General features: G+C 57.1%; 21 protein-coding genes and 2 pseudogenes. 22 read left to right on the top strand and 1 reads right to left on the bottom strand.

Annotation, left to right across the window (positions count from 1 at the left end; translation table 11 throughout):
- Window positions 1-4: 4 nt before the first annotated feature.
- From L3K52_02580 to L3K52_02560, 5 genes and pseudogenes are all read left to right on the top strand, one after another.
- Window positions 5-754 carry a (Fe-S)-binding protein gene (locus L3K52_02580; protein ID UOG92628.1) on the top strand — a complete coding sequence of 250 codons (750 nt, stop codon included), beginning with the start codon at window positions 5-7 and terminating at the stop codon, window positions 752-754.
- Entirely contained in the window at window positions 751-2166 is a 1416-nt protein-coding gene (locus L3K52_02575) for a LutB/LldF family L-lactate oxidation iron-sulfur protein (protein UOG92627.1), read from the top strand. The genes L3K52_02580 and L3K52_02575 overlap by 4 nt, the downstream gene beginning before the upstream one ends.
- Window positions 2159-2809, top strand: a complete 651-nt coding sequence (locus L3K52_02570) for a lactate utilization protein (protein ID UOG92626.1) — start codon at window positions 2159-2161, stop codon at window positions 2807-2809. The genes L3K52_02575 and L3K52_02570 overlap by 8 nt, the downstream gene beginning before the upstream one ends.
- A 22-nt stretch (window positions 2810-2831) precedes the next feature.
- Window positions 2832-3560, top strand: a pseudogene (locus tag L3K52_02565) (transporter substrate-binding domain-containing protein).
- A 330-nt stretch (window positions 3561-3890) separates the two neighbouring features.
- Window positions 3891-5225 carry an IS4 family transposase gene (locus L3K52_02560; protein ID UOG92625.1) on the top strand — a complete coding sequence of 445 codons (1335 nt, stop codon included), beginning with the start codon at window positions 3891-3893 and terminating at the stop codon, window positions 5223-5225.
- Here L3K52_02560 and L3K52_02555 read toward each other — a convergent pair.
- A complete protein-coding gene (locus L3K52_02555; GenBank protein ID UOG92624.1) occupies window positions 5203-5589 on the bottom strand; it encodes a transposase family protein in 387 nt (128 codons plus the stop codon). The two genes, L3K52_02560 and L3K52_02555, sit on opposite strands and share 23 nt — an antisense overlap.
- 172 nt (window positions 5590-5761) lie before the next feature.
- Between L3K52_02555 and L3K52_02550 the strand changes: the two are divergent.
- The 17 genes and pseudogenes from L3K52_02550 to L3K52_02470 all read left to right on the top strand — a co-directional run bounded on the left by L3K52_02550 (window position 5762) and on the right by L3K52_02470 (window position 19022).
- Window positions 5762-6394, top strand: a pseudogene (locus L3K52_02550) (DUF3363 domain-containing protein).
- 128 nt (window positions 6395-6522) lie between these two features.
- Complete coding sequence (phnF, locus tag L3K52_02545; protein UOG92623.1) at window positions 6523-7251, top strand: phosphonate metabolism transcriptional regulator PhnF; 729 nt, start codon at window positions 6523-6525, stop codon at window positions 7249-7251.
- A 50-nt stretch (window positions 7252-7301) separates the two neighbouring features.
- Window positions 7302-8171 (top strand): phosphonate ABC transporter substrate-binding protein, encoded by an 870-nt coding sequence (phnD, locus tag L3K52_02540; protein ID UOG92622.1) that lies wholly within the window; start codon window positions 7302-7304, stop codon window positions 8169-8171.
- Between the two features lie 57 nt (window positions 8172-8228).
- On the top strand, window positions 8229-9008 hold the full coding sequence (phnC, locus tag L3K52_02535; GenBank protein UOG92621.1) for a phosphonate ABC transporter ATP-binding protein: 780 nt from the start codon (window positions 8229-8231) through the stop codon (window positions 9006-9008).
- A gap of 31 nt (window positions 9009-9039) precedes the next feature.
- Window positions 9040-9786, top strand: a complete 747-nt coding sequence (phnE, locus tag L3K52_02530; protein ID UOG92620.1) for a phosphonate ABC transporter, permease protein PhnE — start codon at window positions 9040-9042, stop codon at window positions 9784-9786.
- The gene (gene phnE / locus L3K52_02525; GenBank protein UOG92619.1) at window positions 9783-10592 is read left to right on the top strand and encodes a phosphonate ABC transporter, permease protein PhnE; all 810 of its coding nucleotides are present in this window, start codon (window positions 9783-9785) and stop codon (window positions 10590-10592) included. Before phnE (L3K52_02530) ends, phnE (L3K52_02525) begins: the two co-directional genes overlap by 4 nt.
- A 41-nt stretch (window positions 10593-10633) precedes the next feature.
- Entirely contained in the window at window positions 10634-11128 is a 495-nt protein-coding gene (phnG, locus tag L3K52_02520) for a phosphonate C-P lyase system protein PhnG (GenBank protein UOG92618.1), read from the top strand.
- A complete protein-coding gene (gene phnH, locus L3K52_02515) occupies window positions 11118-11711 on the top strand; it encodes a phosphonate C-P lyase system protein PhnH (protein UOG92617.1) in 594 nt (197 codons plus the stop codon). The genes phnG and phnH overlap by 11 nt, the downstream gene beginning before the upstream one ends.
- Window positions 11699-12805 (top strand): carbon-phosphorus lyase complex subunit PhnI, encoded by a 1107-nt coding sequence (locus tag L3K52_02510; protein ID UOG92616.1) that lies wholly within the window; start codon window positions 11699-11701, stop codon window positions 12803-12805. The genes phnH and L3K52_02510 overlap by 13 nt, the downstream gene beginning before the upstream one ends.
- Window positions 12802-13716: an alpha-D-ribose 1-methylphosphonate 5-phosphate C-P-lyase PhnJ gene (locus tag L3K52_02505; protein UOG92615.1), complete on the top strand. Its 915-nt coding sequence runs from the start codon at window positions 12802-12804 to the stop codon at window positions 13714-13716. The genes L3K52_02510 and L3K52_02505 overlap by 4 nt, the downstream gene beginning before the upstream one ends.
- Window positions 13713-14552: an ATP-binding cassette domain-containing protein gene (locus L3K52_02500; protein UOG92614.1), complete on the top strand. Its 840-nt coding sequence runs from the start codon at window positions 13713-13715 to the stop codon at window positions 14550-14552. Before L3K52_02505 ends, L3K52_02500 begins: the two co-directional genes overlap by 4 nt.
- Before the next feature lie 11 nt (window positions 14553-14563).
- Window positions 14564-15286 carry a phosphonate C-P lyase system protein PhnL gene (gene phnL / locus L3K52_02495; GenBank protein UOG92613.1) on the top strand — a complete coding sequence of 241 codons (723 nt, stop codon included), beginning with the start codon at window positions 14564-14566 and terminating at the stop codon, window positions 15284-15286.
- Window positions 15283-16437: an alpha-D-ribose 1-methylphosphonate 5-triphosphate diphosphatase gene (locus L3K52_02490; GenBank protein ID UOG92612.1), complete on the top strand. Its 1155-nt coding sequence runs from the start codon at window positions 15283-15285 to the stop codon at window positions 16435-16437. Before phnL ends, L3K52_02490 begins: the two co-directional genes overlap by 4 nt.
- Window positions 16438-16447: 10 nt before the next feature.
- A complete protein-coding gene (gene phnN / locus L3K52_02485) occupies window positions 16448-17062 on the top strand; it encodes a phosphonate metabolism protein/1,5-bisphosphokinase (PRPP-forming) PhnN (protein ID UOG92611.1) in 615 nt (204 codons plus the stop codon).
- Window positions 17053-17814, top strand: a complete 762-nt coding sequence (gene phnP, locus L3K52_02480; protein ID UOG92610.1) for a phosphonate metabolism protein PhnP — start codon at window positions 17053-17055, stop codon at window positions 17812-17814. Before phnN ends, phnP begins: the two co-directional genes overlap by 10 nt.
- An 11-nt stretch (window positions 17815-17825) precedes the next feature.
- The gene (locus L3K52_02475; protein ID UOG92609.1) at window positions 17826-18080 is read left to right on the top strand and encodes a hypothetical protein; all 255 of its coding nucleotides are present in this window, start codon (window positions 17826-17828) and stop codon (window positions 18078-18080) included.
- 30 nt (window positions 18081-18110) lie between these two features.
- The gene (locus tag L3K52_02470; protein ID UOG92608.1) at window positions 18111-19022 is read left to right on the top strand and encodes a LysR family transcriptional regulator; all 912 of its coding nucleotides are present in this window, start codon (window positions 18111-18113) and stop codon (window positions 19020-19022) included.
- The last annotated feature ends 15 nt before the right edge of the window (window positions 19023-19037 follow it).

The following is a 19037-nucleotide window of genomic DNA, read 5'->3' as shown; positions in this document are numbered from 1 at the left end:
ACCCATGCCCCCCATACCTGACACCATTTACTTTTTCGGCACATGCCTTGTTGACTTGATGTACCCGCAAGCGGGCGTGTCGGCGATGCAATTGCTGCAACGTGCGGGAGTGAAAGTGATTTTCCCGCCTGCACAAACCTGTTGCGGACAACCCGCCTGGAATTCCGGCTACCGCGACGAAGCGCGTTCTGTGGCACGGGCGCAAATCGCGCTGTTCCCCAAACCCATTCCCATCGTGATTCCATCCGGTTCGTGTGCGGGGATGATGAAAGTGCATTACCCCGAACTCTTCGCGGGGCAACCGGATGAAGCGCAAGCCGTCGATGTTGCCAGCCGCGTGTACGAACTCACCGAGTTCCTCGTTGATGTGCTGCACATTGAGCTGCAAGATTTGGGCGAACCGCTGACAGTGGCAGTACATACCTCCTGTTCCGCCCGCCGTGAAATGGGTGTTGCCGACAAGATCGAATCGCTGCTGGGGCAACTCAGCAATGTGCAACGGGTGGAACACGCTCGCAAACCCGAATGCTGCGGTTTCGGCGGCACGTTCGCGGTGAAAGAACCGGAAATTTCCGCTGCGATGGTGCTGGATAAAGTGACCCATATTCGCAATACCGGCGTGGATCGTTTGATCAGTCAGGAATGCGGTTGCTTAATGAATATTGGCGGGGCAATGGCAAAGCAGGGGGATGCGATTCCGCACCAGCACATTGCTGAATTTTTGTGGGAAAGAACGGGGGGGAACGCAGCATGAGCAGCGAATTCCGCAATACTGTCCGCGCTAACCTCGCCAAGCCCGAAGTTCGCGCCAATTTCTACCGTGCGATGGATGGCTTGATGACACGTCGCCTCGACCAGTTTCCCGACAAAGTGGAACTGGAACGCTTGCGCACCCAAAGCATGGCAATCCGCGCCAATGCCCTGAGCAAGTTGCCGGAATTGTTGGAAACGCTCGAAGCCAACCTGACCCGCAACGGCATCCAAGTGCATTGGGCAGAAACCGCTGAACAAGGCAACCAGATCGTGCAAGCGATTTTGGAACGCCACAACGCCAAGTCGATCATCAAAGGCAAGTCGATGGTGTCGGAAGAAATGGGCATGAACCATTTCCTCGAAGCTCTGGGGATTGAGTGTTTGGAGTCCGACCTCGGCGAATTCATTATCCAACTGGATGGCGAAACCCCGTCGCACATCATCATGCCTGCGATTCACAAAAACCGCATACAGATTGCCAAGCTGTTCCACGAAAAATTCCCCGACATTCCTTACACCGAAGACGTGGATGAATTGACGCAAACCGCTCGACGTATTTTGCGCGACAAGTTTTATGCTGCACCCGTGGGGCTTTCCGGCGTGAATTTCATGGTGGCGGAAACCGGCACGCTGTGTCTGGTGGAAAACGAAGGCAATGGGCGGATGTCGACCACCGCGCCGTCGGTGCATATCGCGGTCACGGGCATCGAAAAGGTGGTGGAAAGTTTGAGCGATGTGCCACCGCTATTGAGCATTTTGACGCGCTCGGCGACGGGGCAGCCGATTACCACTTACTTCAATATGATTTCCGGCCCGCGTAAGCCGGGGGAAAAGGATGGCCCTGAAGCCGTGCATCTGGTGTTGCTGGATAATGGGCGTTCCAATATTTACAGTGACCCGGAATTGCTGGCGACCTTGCGTTGTATTCGTTGCGGGGCGTGCATTAATCATTGTCCGGTATACGTGCGCATTGGTGGACACAGTTATGGCACGGTGTATCCGGGGCCAATTGGTTCGATTTTAGAGCCGCAAAAAGCGGGGCTGGATGTGCATGGCGAATTGGCGCAGGCGTCGACTTTGTGCGGCGCGTGTAGCGAAGTTTGCCCGGTACGCATCCCGATTCCGAGTATTCTCAACCGCTTGCGTTACGACGGGGTACGCAGGGATACCGCCAATACCAACACAGTGGGGTCGGGTAAACGCCGTACCTTGAGCGAAGCAGCAACGTGGAAAACGTGGGCGTGGGCGGCAACGCATCCGACGATTTATCACGCAGGTTCGACGCTGGCGACGCGCTTTAAAGGGATGTTGCCGACGAATTTGGGCGCGTGGACGACAGTACGTTCTGCGCCGAAACTGGCGGAATCCACTTTGCACCAACAGGCAAAAGATCTGGGAGTTGATCATGAGTAATACGGCACGCGCTAATATCCTCGCCCGCCTGAAAGAAACCGCCTCTTGTTCCTCCCCTGACAAGGGGAGGTTAGGAGGGGTTTCTTACGATTGGGACACGGCAGAGCGGGTACGCCGTTTCACCGAACGCATGGTCGCAGTACGCGCCGAAGTGCATCACGCCACACCCGAAACGTGGCTAGATGTCGTCCAACAGGTGTGTGTGGATAAAGGTTTGAATAATTTGTTGGTTTCGCCAGAAACGGTGCTGGGCAAACAGATTCACGCGCAAGCCGAACGGTTTCCAGCACTCAAAACCTACGACCAGCCGATTGAAAGCTGGAAACAGGAGCTGTTTTACGGGATAGATGCGGCGTTTACGGGGACTCATGGCGGGATTGCGGAAACGGGAACGTTGATCGTGATGCCTTCCGTTGACGAACCGCGTTTAATGTCGCTGGTTCCACCCGTGCATATTGCGCTGTTGGAAGTGGATAAGCTCTACACCACGTTTGCGGAAGCGGTGCAGGCGCAAGGCTGGGTGCAAATGGGAATGCCCAGCAATGCGCTACTGATTTCGGGGCCGTCGAAGTCGGCAGATATTGAGCAGACGCTGGCGTATGGGGTACATGGGCCGAAGGAGTTGGTAGTTATATTGGTGTGACAGATGCGCTACTATTGTGCGCATGAAACCCTTGCTCCTCATCCTCCTGTGTGGTCTGTTGATCTTTTCAACGGCGAATGCTCCGGCTGTTGAGCAAGCCCCACCCACCACCCGCATCGTTCTGACCAACGCAGAACAAACATGGCTCGACCAACGCCAAGGCGCACCGCTGCGCTATTGCTTCAGCCCCGTCTGGAAACCCTATGACTTCTTGGAGGATGGCAAACACAAAGGCATTTTCGCCGACTACCTCCAACTTTTTTCGCAACGCTTGAATCTCCCGTTGCAGCAGGTGTTGAGCAATACGTGGGGCGAAGCCTTGCAGTTTGTTCGCGAAGGCAAGTGCGATTTCCTGTCTGGTGCGGTCAAAACCCCTGAACGTGAAGATTTTTTGTCCTTCACCACGCCTTATTATCAAACGTCGCATGTTTTGCTCGCCAAATCCGGGCGACCGTTTGTGCAGTCGTTGGCGGATATTGCGGATCAAAAAATCGTTATCCCCACCGGCGGCGCAGTTGGCGTGCGCTTGCGCCAAGACTACCCCCGTACCCTTTTTATTGAGGCGGAAACCCCCGATGCGCTGTTTGAAAAGGTGGAAAACGGTGAGGCTTACGCTGGCGTGGCATCGTTTGCGCATGGCATTCAGATTATTCAGCAAGGGCTGTACAACCTAAAAATCATCGGCAAACTGGATTACAACTACCCCATTTCGGTTGCGGTGCGTAAAGATTCCCCGCCACTATTGGGCATTATGCAAAAAGCCGTCGATTCCCTGACGCAAGCCGATCACGATGCGATCAAGCGCAACTGGAATTCAATCACGGTGGTTGAAACCACAGATTATGCCTTGCTGTGGAAACTCGTCATCGGCGCAAGCCTGATTTTGCTGGGCAGTATTTATTGGAATCGTCAACTGACCCGTTTGAATACCGCGCTGCAACAAGCCAAGGAGGAGGCGGAACGCGCCAATCAATCCAAAAGCGAATTTCTGGCGAATATGAGCCACGAAATCCGTACCCCCATGAACGCATCTCCTTATACACAAGTCCCCAAGCTGATGTAAGATAAGCAATTTTCACCCATGAACTGGTCATCTACCGAACTCACCGATCTTGATTTGGGAGACAAGCGTCTCGAAACACGCGCTGCCCATATCCTCAACGCCATGCTCAAAGCCCCCCAATCGAGCATCCCGAAAGCTTGCCAAAGTTGGTCAAGCACCTTGGCGACGTACCGTTTCTTCTGGAATGAGGCGGTGAGTCATGACGCTTTGATGGCATCCCACTTTGAAGCGACCGAGTGTCGAATCCGTCAGCAAGATTCGCGGATTATCCTGTGTATTCAAGACACCACCGAACTGGATTTCAATGGGCAGGAAACCGAGGGTTTGGGGCGTTTATCCTACGATAAGCAACGCGGGATGTACCTGCATCCGACCTTGTGTATCACCCCAGACCGTCTGCCACTGGGGATCACCGATACGTGGATGTGGTCACGGGGCTTGAGCAAAGCGGCGGATCTTGCCAACCCCGGCATCAAAGAAAGCCGTCGCTGGATTGAAGGGTATGAACGGGTAGCCGAACTGGCGGCACGCTGCCCTGAACACCGCCTCATCTATACGGGCGACCGTGAAAGCGACTTTTATGACTTACTCAAACGGGCGCAAGCCTTGGATTACCCGGCTGACCTGCTGATACGGGCGCAACATAACCGCGCCTTGGGGGATGACCTCAAACTGTGGGATGCCATTGATCAACAACAGGCGTTGACTCGTATCACTTTTACCAAACCGCGCAAGCAGGGTGAAAAGCCTCGCAAAGTGGTACAAGAAATCAAGGTGTTACGTTACACCCTGCGTCCCAAAAGTAAGCATCCGATGCTATTGACCTTGGTTCAAGCCAAAGAAATCAACCCACCCGCCGGAAAATCGTCCCTCATTTGGCGTTTAGTCACCAACCGTTGTGTAGAGACCGCCGATGCCGCCTGTGAACTCATCGACTGGTATCGGGCGCGTTGGGAAATCGAGATGTTTTTTGATGTCCTGAAAGTCGGCTGTCGCGTCGAAAAACTGCAACTGGACACTAAAGAGCGCATCGAAAAAGCCCTCGCGCTCTACATCATGGTGGCCTGGCGGATTATGTTTCTGATGCGGTTGGGGCGTACCTGCCCAGAACTTCCGGCTGATCTGGTGTTTGACCCGCTGGAATGGAAAGTATCCTTCCGGCTCGGCAAAAAAGCACTACCCGATGGCATACCTACCCTCAATCAAGTGATCCGCAATCTAGCGGAACTGGGGGGCTTTTTGGGCAGAAAATGCGATGGCGAACCGGGGGCTAAAAGTATCTGGCTTGGCTACTCAAGGGTGCTGGACTGTATTTATGGGATTCAGATGGCTAGTGAGTTGGGGGAGGACTGATTTGTGTATAAAGAGATGGCTTATGTCCCATCTTATCCAATGCACTTTGTAATACCGGGCATAAGCGGTGTATCCAGTGGTTTGCCACACTTTGGGGAAGATCAAATGAATGCGCCAGCACTTCTTGTAAAGGATAGGTCTTCAGGTAAAACAGAATGAAAAACAGTTTGTCTTCTATTAATGCCAGTTTCCCATCAGAACGACCCCGCGTCTCATCAACACGTTTGCCCCGTGCGTGTAGGTCAGTTTGGTAAGCTGCGCTGAACAGTTCGAGCAAACCCAAAAACTCCTTGACGTTGAGACTGGTCATGGCAACAAATGCCTTTTCATTGGATTTCAATGCGTTAAAGCTGTACTCCGCCATGCCGTTAGTCCCTACTCTAGGCTATTATTACTGTTAGGAATTTACGCTCTGGATGTGCATTTTGCCATTTATAATTATTATCTATATATTTTATTTTTTTATAGATAATGTCTACTGTCATTCGTTTATAGACGAAAATGACAACCTACGAGATTGAACACTACCTGAGTCCCGGTGAGCACAAGGACTTGTACATCGACTGGCTGAAGCGGTTACGCGACGGGCAGGCCAAGGTTGCTGTGGCACGGCGCGTTATTCGCATCGAGCAAGGCAATACGACATGCAGCGGCTGGGTGGCGTGGCAGTGGAACTGCGTTCGCACTTGCCCATCGAGCGGCAGGCACGTGTGATCGGCGCGACCTGGCTGGACCAGCAATTGATCGGAGGCGGCAAGGGCTTGGGCGAGCTGGGCTTTGGTAATGAAGTACGCGAAGCATTCAAGCAGCGCTCCGACTTCTTGATTGACCAAGGGCTGGCCGAGCGACGCGGGCAGCGCGTGATCTTGGCGCGCGACCTGCTGCGAACATTGCGTGACAGGGAGCTTGCGGTCGCAGGTCAGAACATCGCGGTCGAGACTGGCTTGCAGCACCGGCCGGTGGCCGATGGCAAGAACGTAAGCGGGGCCTACCGACGCAGCGTGCAACTCGCCAGCGGGCGGTTCGCCATGCTCGACGACGGTATGAGTTTCAGTCTGGTGCCGTGGAAACCGGTGATCGATCAGCGGCTTGGGCAGACTATGACCGCAACGGTGCGAGGTAACAGTGTGTCGTGGGAGATTGGACGGCAGCGCGGACCCTCTGTCTGATTGACAGCTGCCCTTGCTGATTTTCGTAAACATATAGTCGGTTGCTTTTCGTCGAGCCACTTTCGTCATGAAGATGTCACATAGGCGGGTTACTATCACTGCATATCAACATGTATAGATAACCACATATGAGTCTTTACGCAGTCAGCCGGAATAACGGTGAATCGCTTTATGTGCAGATTGCCCGTCAGCTTGAACAGGAAGTAGCCACCGGCTACGGACCTGGAGATTGCCTACCGGCAGAAGGCTTGCTTGCGGTCCGATTCGGAGTAAACCGCCACACGCTGCGTCGCGCGATTGACGAATTGGTCGAAGCCGGCCTGCTGGAGCGCCGCCACGGGCGTGGCGTGTTTGTACTGGACAGCCAGATCGACTACCAGATTGGCACCGGCACACGTTTCACAGAAAACCTTGCAGCTCTCGGGCTGCAATCGGAAAACCGCATTTTGTGCCTGCAAACGCTGGGCGCAACCGAGCGTGTGGCGCAGCGCCTGGCGCTCAATATCGGTGACCGGGTTTTCTGGATTGAAACATTACGTACTGCTTCTGATCGGCAACTGTGTGTGATCTCTCACTTCATCCCTTCTGATCGATTTCCCGATCTGGATACGCGCTACAGCGGTGAGTCACTTCACCAATTTCTTGCAGCCAACTATGGCTGCAAGTTAAAACGAACCGAAAGTCTGGTGACAGCGGTGCTCCCGCAAGGAGATGACGCAGAGTTGCTGGGCATGCCGCAGAACCGACCGGTGCTGCGGGTAAAGAGTGTGAATGTAGACGAGCGGGATGGAACCCCAATCGAATACGCCATTACCCGGTTCCGTGCAGACCGGATCCAACTGCGCATTAACCCGTGACTGACCAGTCATTCAATTTTTCGACCATCTTCCCCACAGGAGTCTCCTAAATGTATTTGAAACCTACTCTCGCTGCAAGCGCCTTGACTTTGGCCTTGTCTTTTGCTGCCAGCGCTGCTCAAGCGCGTGACATTGTTATGGGCCTGATTCCGGCCGAAAACAACGAAGAAATGATCCAGAAATTCGAGCCCATGCGGCTCTATCTGGAAAAGAAACTTGGTGCGAACGTGAAGGTCTTTACCGCGACCGATTACACCGGCGTGATCGAGGCGATGAAAAAGAAACGTGTGGACGTTGCCTGGTTTGGCCCTCTGTCGTATTACTTGGCTGAAATGGAAGCCGGTGCTGAAGCTTTTGCCGTTGGCATCCGCAAGGGTGGCACAACCAGCACCTACAAAAGCATCATCGTTGCCCCTTGCGACTCGGGTATCAAGTCAATCAAGGATCTGAAGGGCAAGAACGTCGCTTTTGTTGATCCAGCTTCGACCTCTGGTGGCTTGATGCCAACTTATATGGTCAAGCAGGAAACCGGCATGATGCCGCAAGAGTTTTTCGGCAAATTCACCTACGCAGGCTCGCATGACGCGGCTGAGTTGGCCGTCAAGAACAAGACCGTTGATGCCGCCGCAGACAACGACATCACTTATCCCGCCATGATTGCCAAGGGACTCATTACCAAAGAAACCAACTGCATTATCAAAGAGTCCTCCCCCCTGCCTGGCTCGCCGTTGGTTTACCGGGGTGATTTACCCGCTGACATGAAGGCCAAGATTCGTGACGCGGTGTTGAATGCGCACAAAGATATTCAGGTTACCGGCTACGGCGATCTGAGCCATTACGTGGCGGTCAGCCCGAAAGACTACCAAGTCGTACGCGACATGGTGAAAGAACTCGGCCTGAAAAAAGAACAGCTCAAGTAAGCCATTCAGGCAAGGTGGGCTATGTTGGCCTGCCTTGTCTGATCAAGGAGAAAGTTAATGTCCGATATTTCGATTCAGGCCGTTACCAAACGGTTTCCCAATGGTTTTGAGGCGCTCAAAGGTATCAATGTTGAGATTAAACCGGGCAGCTTCACGGTCATCCTCGGCCCCAGCGGTGCGGGAAAATCCACATTGCTGCGGCTGATGAATGGCCTGGAGACACCAACCAGCGGTTCCTTGCGCATTGGCGGCGAAGTCGTCAACGGCAAGCAACTGCGCCGAATTCGTTCCAAGGTCGCCATGGTTTTCCAGCAGTTTAATTTGGTGGATCGACTCTCAGTGGTCACCAACGTCCTGACTGGTCGCTTGGCCCATCGTTCGTGGGTAGGTAGCTTATTTTACCTGTTCCGCCATGAGGACATGGGCATTGCCCAAGAGGCGCTGTCACGTGTGGCGTTGACAGACAAGGCATGGAATCGTGCCGACAAGTTGTCCGGCGGTCAGCAGCAGCGTGTTGGCATCGCACGCGCATTGGCGCAGCACCCTAAAGTCATTCTGGCAGACGAGCCCGTGGCCAGCCTTGACCCGGTTTCCAGCGAAGAAATCATGACGCTGTTGCGCGATATCTGTGACCGCGATGGCATCACGGTGGTTGTCAACCTGCATCAAGTCGAACTAGCGCGTCGCTTTGCGGACCGCATCATTGGCATGAACAGCGGCAGGATCGTTTTCGACGGTAGCCCCCAACAGATGACAGCCACGGTGCTGCGCACTATTTACCAACGTGAGGGCATAGAAAATGACAACAGTCTCGACATGGCGCTGGCCTACGTCTAGCGGTCGGCTGCCGCTGCCACTGGTAGGCAGCGTGCTCGCACTGTTGCTCACGCTCTGGTTGACGGCACCGATCGTCGAGGTGGACTTTGTGCGCCTGATCACCTCGGTTGGCAAGATGCTGGCCTTTGCGGGGCAGATGTTTGTGGCACCAGACTGGGCTTATGTGCCACAACTGCTGGCAAAGATGCTGGAGACCATGGAAATGACCGTGCTTGCCACCGCCATTGCCATCGTCATCAGCTTACCGTTGGGCGTTCTGGCAGCACGCAATGCCACGCCGCACCTCGTCGTCTATCGGCTCACGCGCGACTTGTTGAGCCTGATGCGCGCTTTGCCGGAGTTGGTCTGGGCACTGGTATTTGTGTCTGCGGTTGGACTGGGCCCGTTGCCAGGCGTGATGGCACTGGCGTTTGTCACGGTGGGATTCATGGGCAAGTTCTTTGCTGAGTCGATAGAGGTGGTAGACCACAAAGCGGTGGAAGGCGTGCGTGCGCACGGTGCGGGCTGGATGCAGGTTCGCCTGTTTGCCATGCTGCCCCAGGCTTTGCCTGACTTTGTCGGTACCGTGATGTACATCCTGGACCATAACCTGCGCGCCGCCGCCATTCTCGGCTTGGTGGGTGCTGGCGGTATTGGTTATGACTTGGTCATGTCCATGCGCCTGTTCCAGTACGAACGGCTGCTGCTGATCGCGCTGTCGATTTATCTGGTGGTCACCGCGCTGGACCGGGCGTCCGACAGCTTTCGCCGTCGGATTCTGAATGGGAGAAAGCAATGATGCCAAATAAGTCCAAGCTGGTAGCGTCAGTGACCAAATCGCTGCCTCCTAAACCGCGCAGCCCGATACCCGTGTGGGTGGCTTTGACACTTGCGCTTCTGTGGGTGATCGTGCACGACTTGGAGCTTTCCTTTGAAACACTGGCCTACGGGCTGGCCGACATGGGCGAGTATTTCAGCCGCTATGGAAAACCCGATTTCGCAGACTTATCTAGATATGTACACCTCATGGGTGTCACCCTGGCCACAGCACTATGGGGCACAGTGTTCGCGCTGGTCGTCGCCTTTTTTCTGGCACCGCTGGCCGCACGCAACTTTGCCCCGAACGTGGTGATCTACCGCATCGCCCGCGAGCTGCTGAACTTTATGCGGGCCATGCCCGACCTGCTGTTGGCGCTGATCTTTGTGACAGCGCTAGGCCTAGGGCCCTTGCCCGGCGCACTGGCTCTGGGCGTGCACACGGCAGGTTTTTTGGGCAAGTTTTTTGCCGAAAGCCTGGAGCGCGTGGACAAAGGTGTCTGTGAAGGCGTGGCTTCCACCGGTGCCAACTTCGCGCAGATGGTCATGTATGCAGGTTGGCCGTCGATTTTGCGCGAAGCCCTGGGCAACGTGCTCTACATCCTGGACCGCAACGTGCGCATGGCCTCCGTGCTGGGCTTGGTGGGTGCGGGCGGCATCGGGCTGGCGCTGCACGACACCTTGCGCCTGTTTGAGTACGGCCAATCTGCAGCGCTGATTCTGGTCATCCTGGCGACCATTTTGCTCATCGACTACGCCTCAGCCTGGTTGCGAAAAAGACTGGATTGATGATGACTACCCACCTAAATTCTGAAACAAGGAGTTCGCCCATGAGGCCTTCACCCCACGCCTTGATTGGCGTACCTGAGCGCACCCAATGGCCGCGTCTGTTGCTGGCTTGTCCGGCTGCGTCTGTGCGCAATATGGCACGCAGTCTGTGTGAGCTGCACGCGGTGCAAGACATCCAGCTACCCCAATCGGGTCTGGCATTGCTCAAGTTGTGCGACAGCGCCCAGGGCGATGCCTATTACCCCGGCGAAGTGCCCTTGGCGATTGCCCGCGTGCGCGTCACCACGGCAGATGGCAAGTCGTGCGAAGGCGCGGCTCAGTTGCTCGATGACCGCGCCAGCCTGGCCCGCGCCATTGCTGTGCTGGATGCGGTACTGGCAGCCCAGATGCCCGGCCATGAAGAAGCACAGGCTTTGCTGGCAAGCGGACAGACCCGCCTGGCCGAGCAAACCGCGCAACGCCGCGCCTTGCTGGCAAGCACGCGGGTCGATTTTTCGCTGCTGGGCACATCCGATGAGGAGAACGATGATGAATGAGGTCATGAGTGCAGACCTGCAGGTCTGGAGTGCGCCAAACCAGCAAACCGTGTTTCGCCAGTTGATGCGCGCCTTCAGCTTTCCCGGTCGTATTGAAACCCTGGCCGATGGTGAAGCCTTGACGCAAACGCTGGCCACGCTGGTGGACCGCGAGGCCACCCTGGCCGACCCGCAAAACCTGCTGGATGCCTTGACACTTCAGCGCCTGCAAGCCCGCATGACGGAGCCTGAGCACGCGCAATTCATTGTGGCCGATGGCAGCCAGTCGCCCCCATTCGAGCCAAGCTTGGGCACGCTGGAGTCACCAGAATTTGGTGCGACGATTTTGCTGAAAGTTGCCTCCCTGGGCGAGGGCATGCATTGGCAACTCACCGGCCCCGGCATTGCCACTACGCAAGCGCTGGCCATCTCTGGCCTTGACCCCGCTTGGCTGGCGCGCCGCCAAGTCTGGAACGAAGGCTTCCCATTGGGCGTGGACCTAATCCTGGTCGATACCAACAGTGTCGTCGCCCTGCCCAGAACCACATTAGCCACAGATGCCACACCGATGGCCGCGCAAGGAGAAACAACATGGGCTATGTAGCCATCAAAGGAGGCGGTCGCGCCATTGAAGGCTCGCACGCTGCCGCAGAAGCTCTACGCACCGCTGAGGGGGATAACGGCACGCCTTTAACTTTATCGACCATTGAGCACCAGTTGCGCCTGTTGACCTCGCGTGTGGTGTCCGAAGGCGGTCTTTACCACCCACGCCTGGCAGCACTGGCCATCAAACAGATGCAGGGCGACACGCTGGAAGCGGCGTTTACCCTACGGGCCTACAGGTCAACCAAGCCGCGGCTGCTGGAGATGCCGGTACAAGACACCTCCAACATGCGACTGATCCGGCGCATCTCGTCGGCTTTCAAGGACATTCCTGGCGGCCAGATGCTGGGGGCCACTTACGACTACGCCCTGCGCCTGATGCGCATGGATCTGGCTGAGGAGTCGCCGCAGGCGTTTCGTGACGTGGCCAGGCGCTTCATGCAAGCGCAGCCCGATGCCGACTTGCCCGATACCTTCCCCAAAGTGCTTGATGCCCTGCGCGCCGATGGCTTGCTCCCGCCATTGGCCTCACGCTCTGCTGAAGCCTTTGACATCACGCGCGAACCGCTGGTGTTCCCGGTGCCGCGCTCGGCTGCACTCGCCACGATGGCGCGGGCTGAAACCGGCTCCTTGCTGGCCATTGCCTATTCCAATATGCGCGGGTATGGCGATGTGCACCCCACTATTGCCGAACTGCGCGTGGGTTACCTGCCGGTAATGCTGCCGCACCCGGTGACGGGTGAATTGATCGAAGCGGGCGAGGTCTTGATGACCGAATGCGAAGTGGTCGCCATGTACGAAGGGGGCGACAACGACGGCCTGCCCGTGTTCACCCTGGGCTATGGCGCTTGCTTCGGGCACAACGAGGTCAAGGCCATTGCCATGGCGATTCTCGACCGCGCGCTGCAAAAAGGCATGCGCGACGGCCCCAGTAACCCTTCGGAAGATCCGGAGTTTGTGCTGTTGCACGTGGATGGTGTCGATTCGATGGGTTTTGCCAGCCACTACAAGATGCCGCACTACGTGACCTTTCAGTCCGACATGGACCGTCTGCGCACTACACAGTCCAAAGCCACGCAAGGAGTCAAGGCATGAACCCCGGTTACGAACTCCCGCTTGACGAAGCGGCCTACAGCTTCGGTTTTCTCGATGAATACGCCAAGCGCGAGGTGCGCCGCTGCATTCTCAAGGCCATCAGCATCCCTGGTTACCAAACCCCTTACGCCTCGCGCGAGATGCCGATGGGGCGCGGCTTTGGCACCGGCGGCCTGCAGGTGACCTTGTCGCTAATTGGTCAGAACGATGTCTTGAAAGTGATTGACCAAGGCTCCGACGACTCGGTCAACGCCGTTAGCCTGCGCCAGTTTGTGGAGCTCACCTGCCCCGGCATCGATACCACCGAGTCCACGACTGATGCCACGCTGATTCAGTCGCGCCACCGCATTCCAGAGACAGCGCTGACCGAAGCGCAGGTGCTGGTGCTGCAAGTGCCGTACCCAGACCCATTGGTGTTGGTCGAGTCCTCGGAGGCCCGGCGCAAGGTGATGCATGGCGAGGGTGATTACTCGCGGCTGTTGACCAAGCTGTACGAAGACCTGGTGCACTTTGATGAGATCACCATCTCGCACCGTTACCCCACACGCATCAACGGGCATTACGTGATTGACCCCAGCCCGATCCCGCGCTACGACGTGCCGCAACTGCACCAGTCCAAAGCATTGGTGCTGCTGGGGGCCGGGCGGGAAAAGAAAATCTACGCAGTGCCGCCATACACCCGCGCCGAGCCCTTGGTTTTTGACGATGTGCCGTTTCGCACCGAAGACTTCACAAATGCGCAGGGCCAGCGCCACGCCTGTGTGCGCTGTGGTGCGGTGGACTCTTTCCTGGACGAAATCATTCCGGCCGATGCACAGGACGGTACGCAAAAATTCTGGCAGTGCTCGGATTCTGACTACTGCAACCAGCAGCTGGCCCAGCACATGCTGCTGGCGGAGGAAAACGCATGAAAAAAATTCTTGAAGTCCGTGGCCTGTCAAAAATCTACGGCCGGGGTTGCCCGCAGTGTTTTGAGTCCACCGGCCCCGAGGCCGACACCAACATCTGCCCGCACTGCGGCTCGGTGGTGGCGGCACACAACGTGAGCCTGGACCTGCACGAAGGCGAGATTCTCGGCATCATGGGCGAGTCGGGCAGTGGCAAGTCCACCGTGGTCAAAAATCTGTTTTTTGACGAAGCCCCCACCTCAGGCGAAGCCATCTTTTTCGACAATGCGCAAGGCGCTCAGCAGTGGGACATGTTCGCGCTCAACGCGGCCCGTCAGCGCTGGCTGCGCAACCACCGCTTTGGCATGGTGTACCAAAACCCGCACCTGGGGCTGAACTTCAACGTCTCGGCCGGCGGCAACATCGCCGAGCGACTGCTCATGAGTGACATCAGCCACTACGGTGACATCCGCGAACGGGCGCGCCAGTTGCTGGCGCGCACCGAGGTGCTGATCGACCGCATGGACGAGTCGCCAAAGAAATTCTCGGGCGGCATGCAGCAGCGCGTGCAAATTGCCAAGGCCCTGGCGACACGGCCACCCCTGTTGTACCTCGACGAAGTCACTACCGGCCTGGACTTGTCAGTACAGGCCCGCATCCTGGACTTGATTCTGGAAATCCAGCAGGAGCTGCGCACCGCCATGATCGTCGTCACCCATGACCTGGGCGTGATCAGGCTGCTGGCGGGGCGCACGCTGGTCATGAAGTACGGGCGCGTGATCGAGTCGGGTCTGACCGATCAAATTCTGGAAGACCCGCAGCACGCCTACACCCAGCGGCTGGTCGCGTCTGCCTTGTAAGGAACCATGTGATGCAACCTATTCTTGAAATCGACGGCTTGAGCAAGCACTTTCAGTTGCACGAGCAAAACAAGCTGATTCCTTCGTGCGCGAACGTGCACCTGCAAGTTCATGCCGGTCAGTTGACCGCGCTGATTGGCCCCACGGGCGCGGGAAAGTCGTCGGTGCTGAAGTGCGTTTACCGCACCTACCTGCCTTCCAGCGGGCGCATGGTCTACCGCGATAGCGAAGGCCACAGCACCGACCTGGCCCAGGCCTCGGAGCACCGCATGCTGGAACTGCGCCAGCGCGACATCGGCTTTGTCACCCAATTCTTGCACTGCCTGCCAAGGCGTAGCGCGCTGGACGTGGTGTGTGAGCCGTTAGTGGCACAAGGTGTACAGCGAGAAGCGGCCCGCGAACGCGCCAGTGAACTGCTTGGCCTGCTCAATGTGCCCGAGCGCCTGTGGGGGGTTCCACCAGCCACCTTTTCGGGCGGCGAAAAGCAGCGCGTCAACCTGGCGCGTGGTCTGATTGCGCGGCCCCGTTTGCTGCTGCTGGACGAACCCACCGCCAGCCTCGACCCGACGACGACCGAGCGGGTCATTGAGCTGATCAACACCATCAAGGCCGAAGGCGTGGCCATGCTTGCGATTTTTCACCACCCCGAGCTGGTGCAGCGCCTGGCTGACCGCGTGGTGGAACTCACACCCCCTGTGGCTGTATCTGACATTCTGGAGACCTGTGCATCATGAGCCCTCTACTTTTGACCCATGCCCGTGTCGTTTTCGCCCAAGAGGTGCGTGACGACGTGGCCATTTTGATCGATAACGGCATCATTGCGGCGATTGACCCCGAAGCGGTGGGCAACACCCGCACGCTTGACCTCTCCGGACACCTGTTAATCCCCGGCATGATTGACCTGCACTGTGATGCGCTTGAAAAAGAAGTTGAACCCCGCCCAGGCGTTCACTTTCCTCTGGATTTTTCCTGCGCCCAGGCCGACAAACGCAATGCCATGGCTGGCATCACCACGGTGTTTCACGCCCTGTCGTTTGCCAATCATGAGCTGGGCGTGCGGAACAATAGTTTTGCCGCAGAGATTGCTCGCGCAGTTTACGCATGGCAGGCGCACGCACTGGTAGACAACAGGGTACATGTTCGTTACGAGGTCACGGATGAGACCGCTCCTCCGGTGTTGTCAGATCTTCTGAAGCACGGCCATGGGCACTTGCTGTCCTTCATGGACCACAGTCCCGGGCAGGGGCAGTTCCAGGACGTAGCCTCCTACCGTGCCTACCTAGCACGCAGCTACAAGACCTCCGATACAGAGTTGGATGCGTTGCTAGCCAACAAGCAGTCCGCCGCCGAAGGGGCAATGGCGCGTATGTCCGCTCTTGCAGCAGTAGCTCGTGAGCATGGCGTGTCAATTGCCAGCCACGACGACGATAGCGTTGAGAAGGTCGATGCGCTGGCGAGCCTGGGTGCTGTTATCTCGGAGTTTCCAACGAATCTGGCTGCTGCCCAGGCAGCGCGTGCGCGTGGCATGGCGACGCTTTTTGGTGCACCCAACATCCTGCGCGGGAAGTCACAGTCGGGCAACATGCGCGCGCTGGACGCGGTGCTCGAAGGTGTGGTCGATTGCCTGTGCGGCGACTACTCGGCTGCAGCGCTGCTGCCGTCAGTGATGAAGTTACCCGAGCTGGCTGGCATTGGCCTGGCTGATGCCATCAGTTTGGTGACCCACAACCCAGCGCGTGCTGCGGGGCTCACTGACCGGGGTGAAATCGCCCTCGGCAAGCGGGCGGATCTGGTGGCGGTCAAATATCTGGGTGGCTTGCCACAGGCCGATCGGGTTTGGGTGGCTGGGGTGGCAGCGCTGTCGGCGCACTTCGACCATGCGTGAAGGAACTGCCATGAATGCACGTGTGATCTATGTCGTGGGTGCCTCGGGAAGCGGCAAAGATAGTCTGATGAGCTATGCGAGGAATAGCCTGGCCAACGAGAGCCAGGTGGTGTTTTCCCATCGCTACATCACCCGGGCTGCGGATGCTGGCGGGGAAAACCACGTTGCATTGACGCAAGAGGAATTCGATTCCCGCCGCAGGGCTGGTTTGATGGCCATGCATTGGGAAAGCCATGGTCACTCCTATGGCATCGGGATTGAAGTCAATCAATGGCTGGCAAAAGGCATCACGGTGGTGGTGAATGGGTCGCGGGAATATCTTGAAACGGCAGCACAGCGCTATCCCGAGCTAATGCCAGTATGGGTTGAGGTGTCGCCAGAGGTGCTGCGTGCGCGGTTGCAAGCGCGCGGCCGTGAGTGTGCAGAAGAGATCGAGAAGCGCCTGGCGCGTGCGACCCAAAGCCAGCCTTTGGGTCGCCGTGGCGAGGTTATCCGCAACGATGGCGAACTACGGGTGGCCGGTGACACGCTGGTGGACTTGATTCGCCATTGCAGTGGCGCGCCCCCTGTGTTGCAAAGCGACCGACAAAAAATGGGTGACAGCGAGGCTGTGCCATGCGCGTAACTTTTTTAGGCACAGGCGCTGCGGGTGGCGTGCCACTGTTTGGTTGCCCCTGTGAGGCCTGCGAGCGCGCGCGCTTAGAGCCGGTTTTTGTACGCCGACCGTGCTCAGCGCTGATCGAATCAGGCAACACGCGCATCTTGCTTGATGCCGGGTTGACGGACCTGCATGAGCGTTTCGCCCCCGGTGATCTGGATGCCATTGTGCTGACGCACTTTCACCCCGACCATGTGCAGGGTCTGTTTCATCTGCGCTGGGGTGTGGGTACGCGCATTCCTGTTTATGGGCCACCCGACTCGGATGGTTGCTCCGACTTGTACAAACACCCCGGCGTGCTGGAATTTCATGCATTAACCAAGTTTGTAGCAATCACTATCGCCGATGTGACACTTACGCCCTTACCTCTGATTCACTCCAAAGTGACGTTCGGCTATGCCATCGAATCTTCACGGGGTAGCCGCTTTGCTTACCTAACTGATACGCTCGGCTTGCCACCCCGCACCGAAACCTTTCTGACCGACTGGCATCCGCACGGCCTGGCCCTCGATTGCAGCTACCCGCCACAGATTGAGCCGAAAAATCACAATGACTGGCCCACTGCACTGGCGGCAATTAATAAGGTAAATCCCGACCGCACCTGGCTCACGCACATTGGCCACAATCTTGACGCTTGGCTTCTTGCCACAAGCGAGTCATCCCCCCATGTTGAGATTGCCAAAGACGGTGAGCAAGTATGCGTGCAAGTGAATTCGTAAGGTTGACTGTGATGGTGAAGATCGCGGTGCCTGGCCGTGACCATCGGCTTTTCGTTCCCGTCTTCGACTATCAGCAATTCAATGTCGACTCGCTCAAGCATCAATTTGATGTCGTGTTCGACACGGCCGGAACACTGACTATCAAGGATGGCCGTGCCCAGCTGAAACCGAACGGAGTTGTTCTCGGCATCAATCCATCCCCTGGCAAGCTGTTCGGAATCATGCTTTCGGGGCGGCACAAGCTGGTTCGGACCGAACAATCGTGAGTTGCGCAAATAACCGATAGGCCAGACAACATGGAGTTACGTCACCTTCGTTGTTTTATCGCAGTGGCCGAAGAGTTGCACTTCGCCCGTGCGGCCGAGCGCCTGCACATCGAGCAGTCGCCGTTGTCGCGGGCTATCAAGGAACTGGAATCCCACTTGGCCGTGCAGTTGTTCGAGCGGACGACACGACGCACGCGGTTGACCTGGGCGGGTAAGGTTTTTCTGGAGGAGGCCCATCGCATCTTCGCAGCTATCGACCAAGCTAAAGCCAGCGTGAAGGCGGCGGCTACCGGTTACCACGGCCGCCTACGCATCGCGCTGTCCGATGGCATCGCCCAGCCACGACTATCGGCTTTGCTGGCGCAGTGCCGCGAAGATGAGCCAGAGGTAGAGATTCGCTTATCAGAAACGCCGCTGTCGCTGCAGATCAAGGGGCTGAACAGTGACCTGTATGACGCGGGGTTTGCACAATCCGATGAAGTGGGAGAAGGCATCGTTGCTGAGGCTATTTGGAGTGAGCCATTGGTGATCGTTGTACCGGCGCGCCATCCGATCCTGGTGCATCGGCGCATCCCGCTTGACGAGGTATTGCGCTATCCGCTGGTACTGTGCCATCCCGAAACCTGCGAAGGCTTCTGGCAGCAGGTCAAACGGGTCCTGCGCACGGTGGATGCCAAGCCCATCGTGACGGATCGTGTGCCAACACTGGACTTGATGATGACCTTGGTGGCCGCTGGTTACGGCTTGGGGTTCGCGGGCGAAAGTCAGATCGCCGCATGCCGCAATCCCGATGTGATCGCCCGTCCGCTGGCCGGTCGATCACCGATGCTGACCACCTACCTGTTGCGACCAGACACCGAGCCCTCCGAACAGTTGAGCCGCTTCATCGACAGGGTGAGCCCTGTTGATGACCAAGCATCGAATCCCGCCACCGTTCAATGAGAGGACATGCCATGA

The organism is Candidatus Thiothrix sulfatifontis (genome assembly GCA_022828425.1).
GTDB lineage: Bacteria > Pseudomonadota > Gammaproteobacteria > Thiotrichales > Thiotrichaceae > Thiothrix > Thiothrix sulfatifontis.
Note: the sequence above shows the minus strand (reverse complement) of the source record. Positions and strands in the feature narration are given on the sequence as shown.

Excerpts from the sequence above, each read along its gene's own strand:
- L3K52_02580 (UOG92628.1), top strand. The coding sequence starts at position 5 with ATGCCCCCCATACCTGACACCATTTACTTTTTCGGCACATGCCTTGTT.
- L3K52_02575 (UOG92627.1), top strand. The coding sequence starts at position 751 with ATGAGCAGCGAATTCCGCAATACTGTCCGCGCTAACCTCGCCAAGCCC.
- L3K52_02570 (UOG92626.1), top strand. The coding sequence starts at position 2,159 with ATGAGTAATACGGCACGCGCTAATATCCTCGCCCGCCTGAAAGAAACC.
- L3K52_02560 (UOG92625.1), top strand. The coding sequence starts at position 3,891 with ATGAACTGGTCATCTACCGAACTCACCGATCTTGATTTGGGAGACAAG.
- L3K52_02555 (UOG92624.1), bottom strand. The coding sequence starts at position 5,589 with ATGGCGGAGTACAGCTTTAACGCATTGAAATCCAATGAAAAGGCATTT.
- phnF (UOG92623.1), top strand. The coding sequence starts at position 6,523 with ATGAGTCTTTACGCAGTCAGCCGGAATAACGGTGAATCGCTTTATGTG.
- phnD (UOG92622.1), top strand. The coding sequence starts at position 7,302 with ATGTATTTGAAACCTACTCTCGCTGCAAGCGCCTTGACTTTGGCCTTG.
- phnC (UOG92621.1), top strand. The coding sequence starts at position 8,229 with ATGTCCGATATTTCGATTCAGGCCGTTACCAAACGGTTTCCCAATGGT.
- phnE (UOG92619.1), top strand. The coding sequence starts at position 9,783 with ATGATGCCAAATAAGTCCAAGCTGGTAGCGTCAGTGACCAAATCGCTG.
- phnG (UOG92618.1), top strand. The coding sequence starts at position 10,634 with ATGAGGCCTTCACCCCACGCCTTGATTGGCGTACCTGAGCGCACCCAA.
- phnH (UOG92617.1), top strand. The coding sequence starts at position 11,118 with ATGATGAATGAGGTCATGAGTGCAGACCTGCAGGTCTGGAGTGCGCCA.
- L3K52_02510 (UOG92616.1), top strand. The coding sequence starts at position 11,699 with ATGGGCTATGTAGCCATCAAAGGAGGCGGTCGCGCCATTGAAGGCTCG.
- L3K52_02505 (UOG92615.1), top strand. The coding sequence starts at position 12,802 with ATGAACCCCGGTTACGAACTCCCGCTTGACGAAGCGGCCTACAGCTTC.
- L3K52_02500 (UOG92614.1), top strand. The coding sequence starts at position 13,713 with ATGAAAAAAATTCTTGAAGTCCGTGGCCTGTCAAAAATCTACGGCCGG.
- phnL (UOG92613.1), top strand. The coding sequence starts at position 14,564 with ATGCAACCTATTCTTGAAATCGACGGCTTGAGCAAGCACTTTCAGTTG.
- L3K52_02490 (UOG92612.1), top strand. The coding sequence starts at position 15,283 with ATGAGCCCTCTACTTTTGACCCATGCCCGTGTCGTTTTCGCCCAAGAG.
- phnN (UOG92611.1), top strand. The coding sequence starts at position 16,448 with ATGAATGCACGTGTGATCTATGTCGTGGGTGCCTCGGGAAGCGGCAAA.
- phnP (UOG92610.1), top strand. The coding sequence starts at position 17,053 with ATGCGCGTAACTTTTTTAGGCACAGGCGCTGCGGGTGGCGTGCCACTG.
- L3K52_02475 (UOG92609.1), top strand. The coding sequence starts at position 17,826 with ATGGTGAAGATCGCGGTGCCTGGCCGTGACCATCGGCTTTTCGTTCCC.
- L3K52_02470 (UOG92608.1), top strand. The coding sequence starts at position 18,111 with ATGGAGTTACGTCACCTTCGTTGTTTTATCGCAGTGGCCGAAGAGTTG.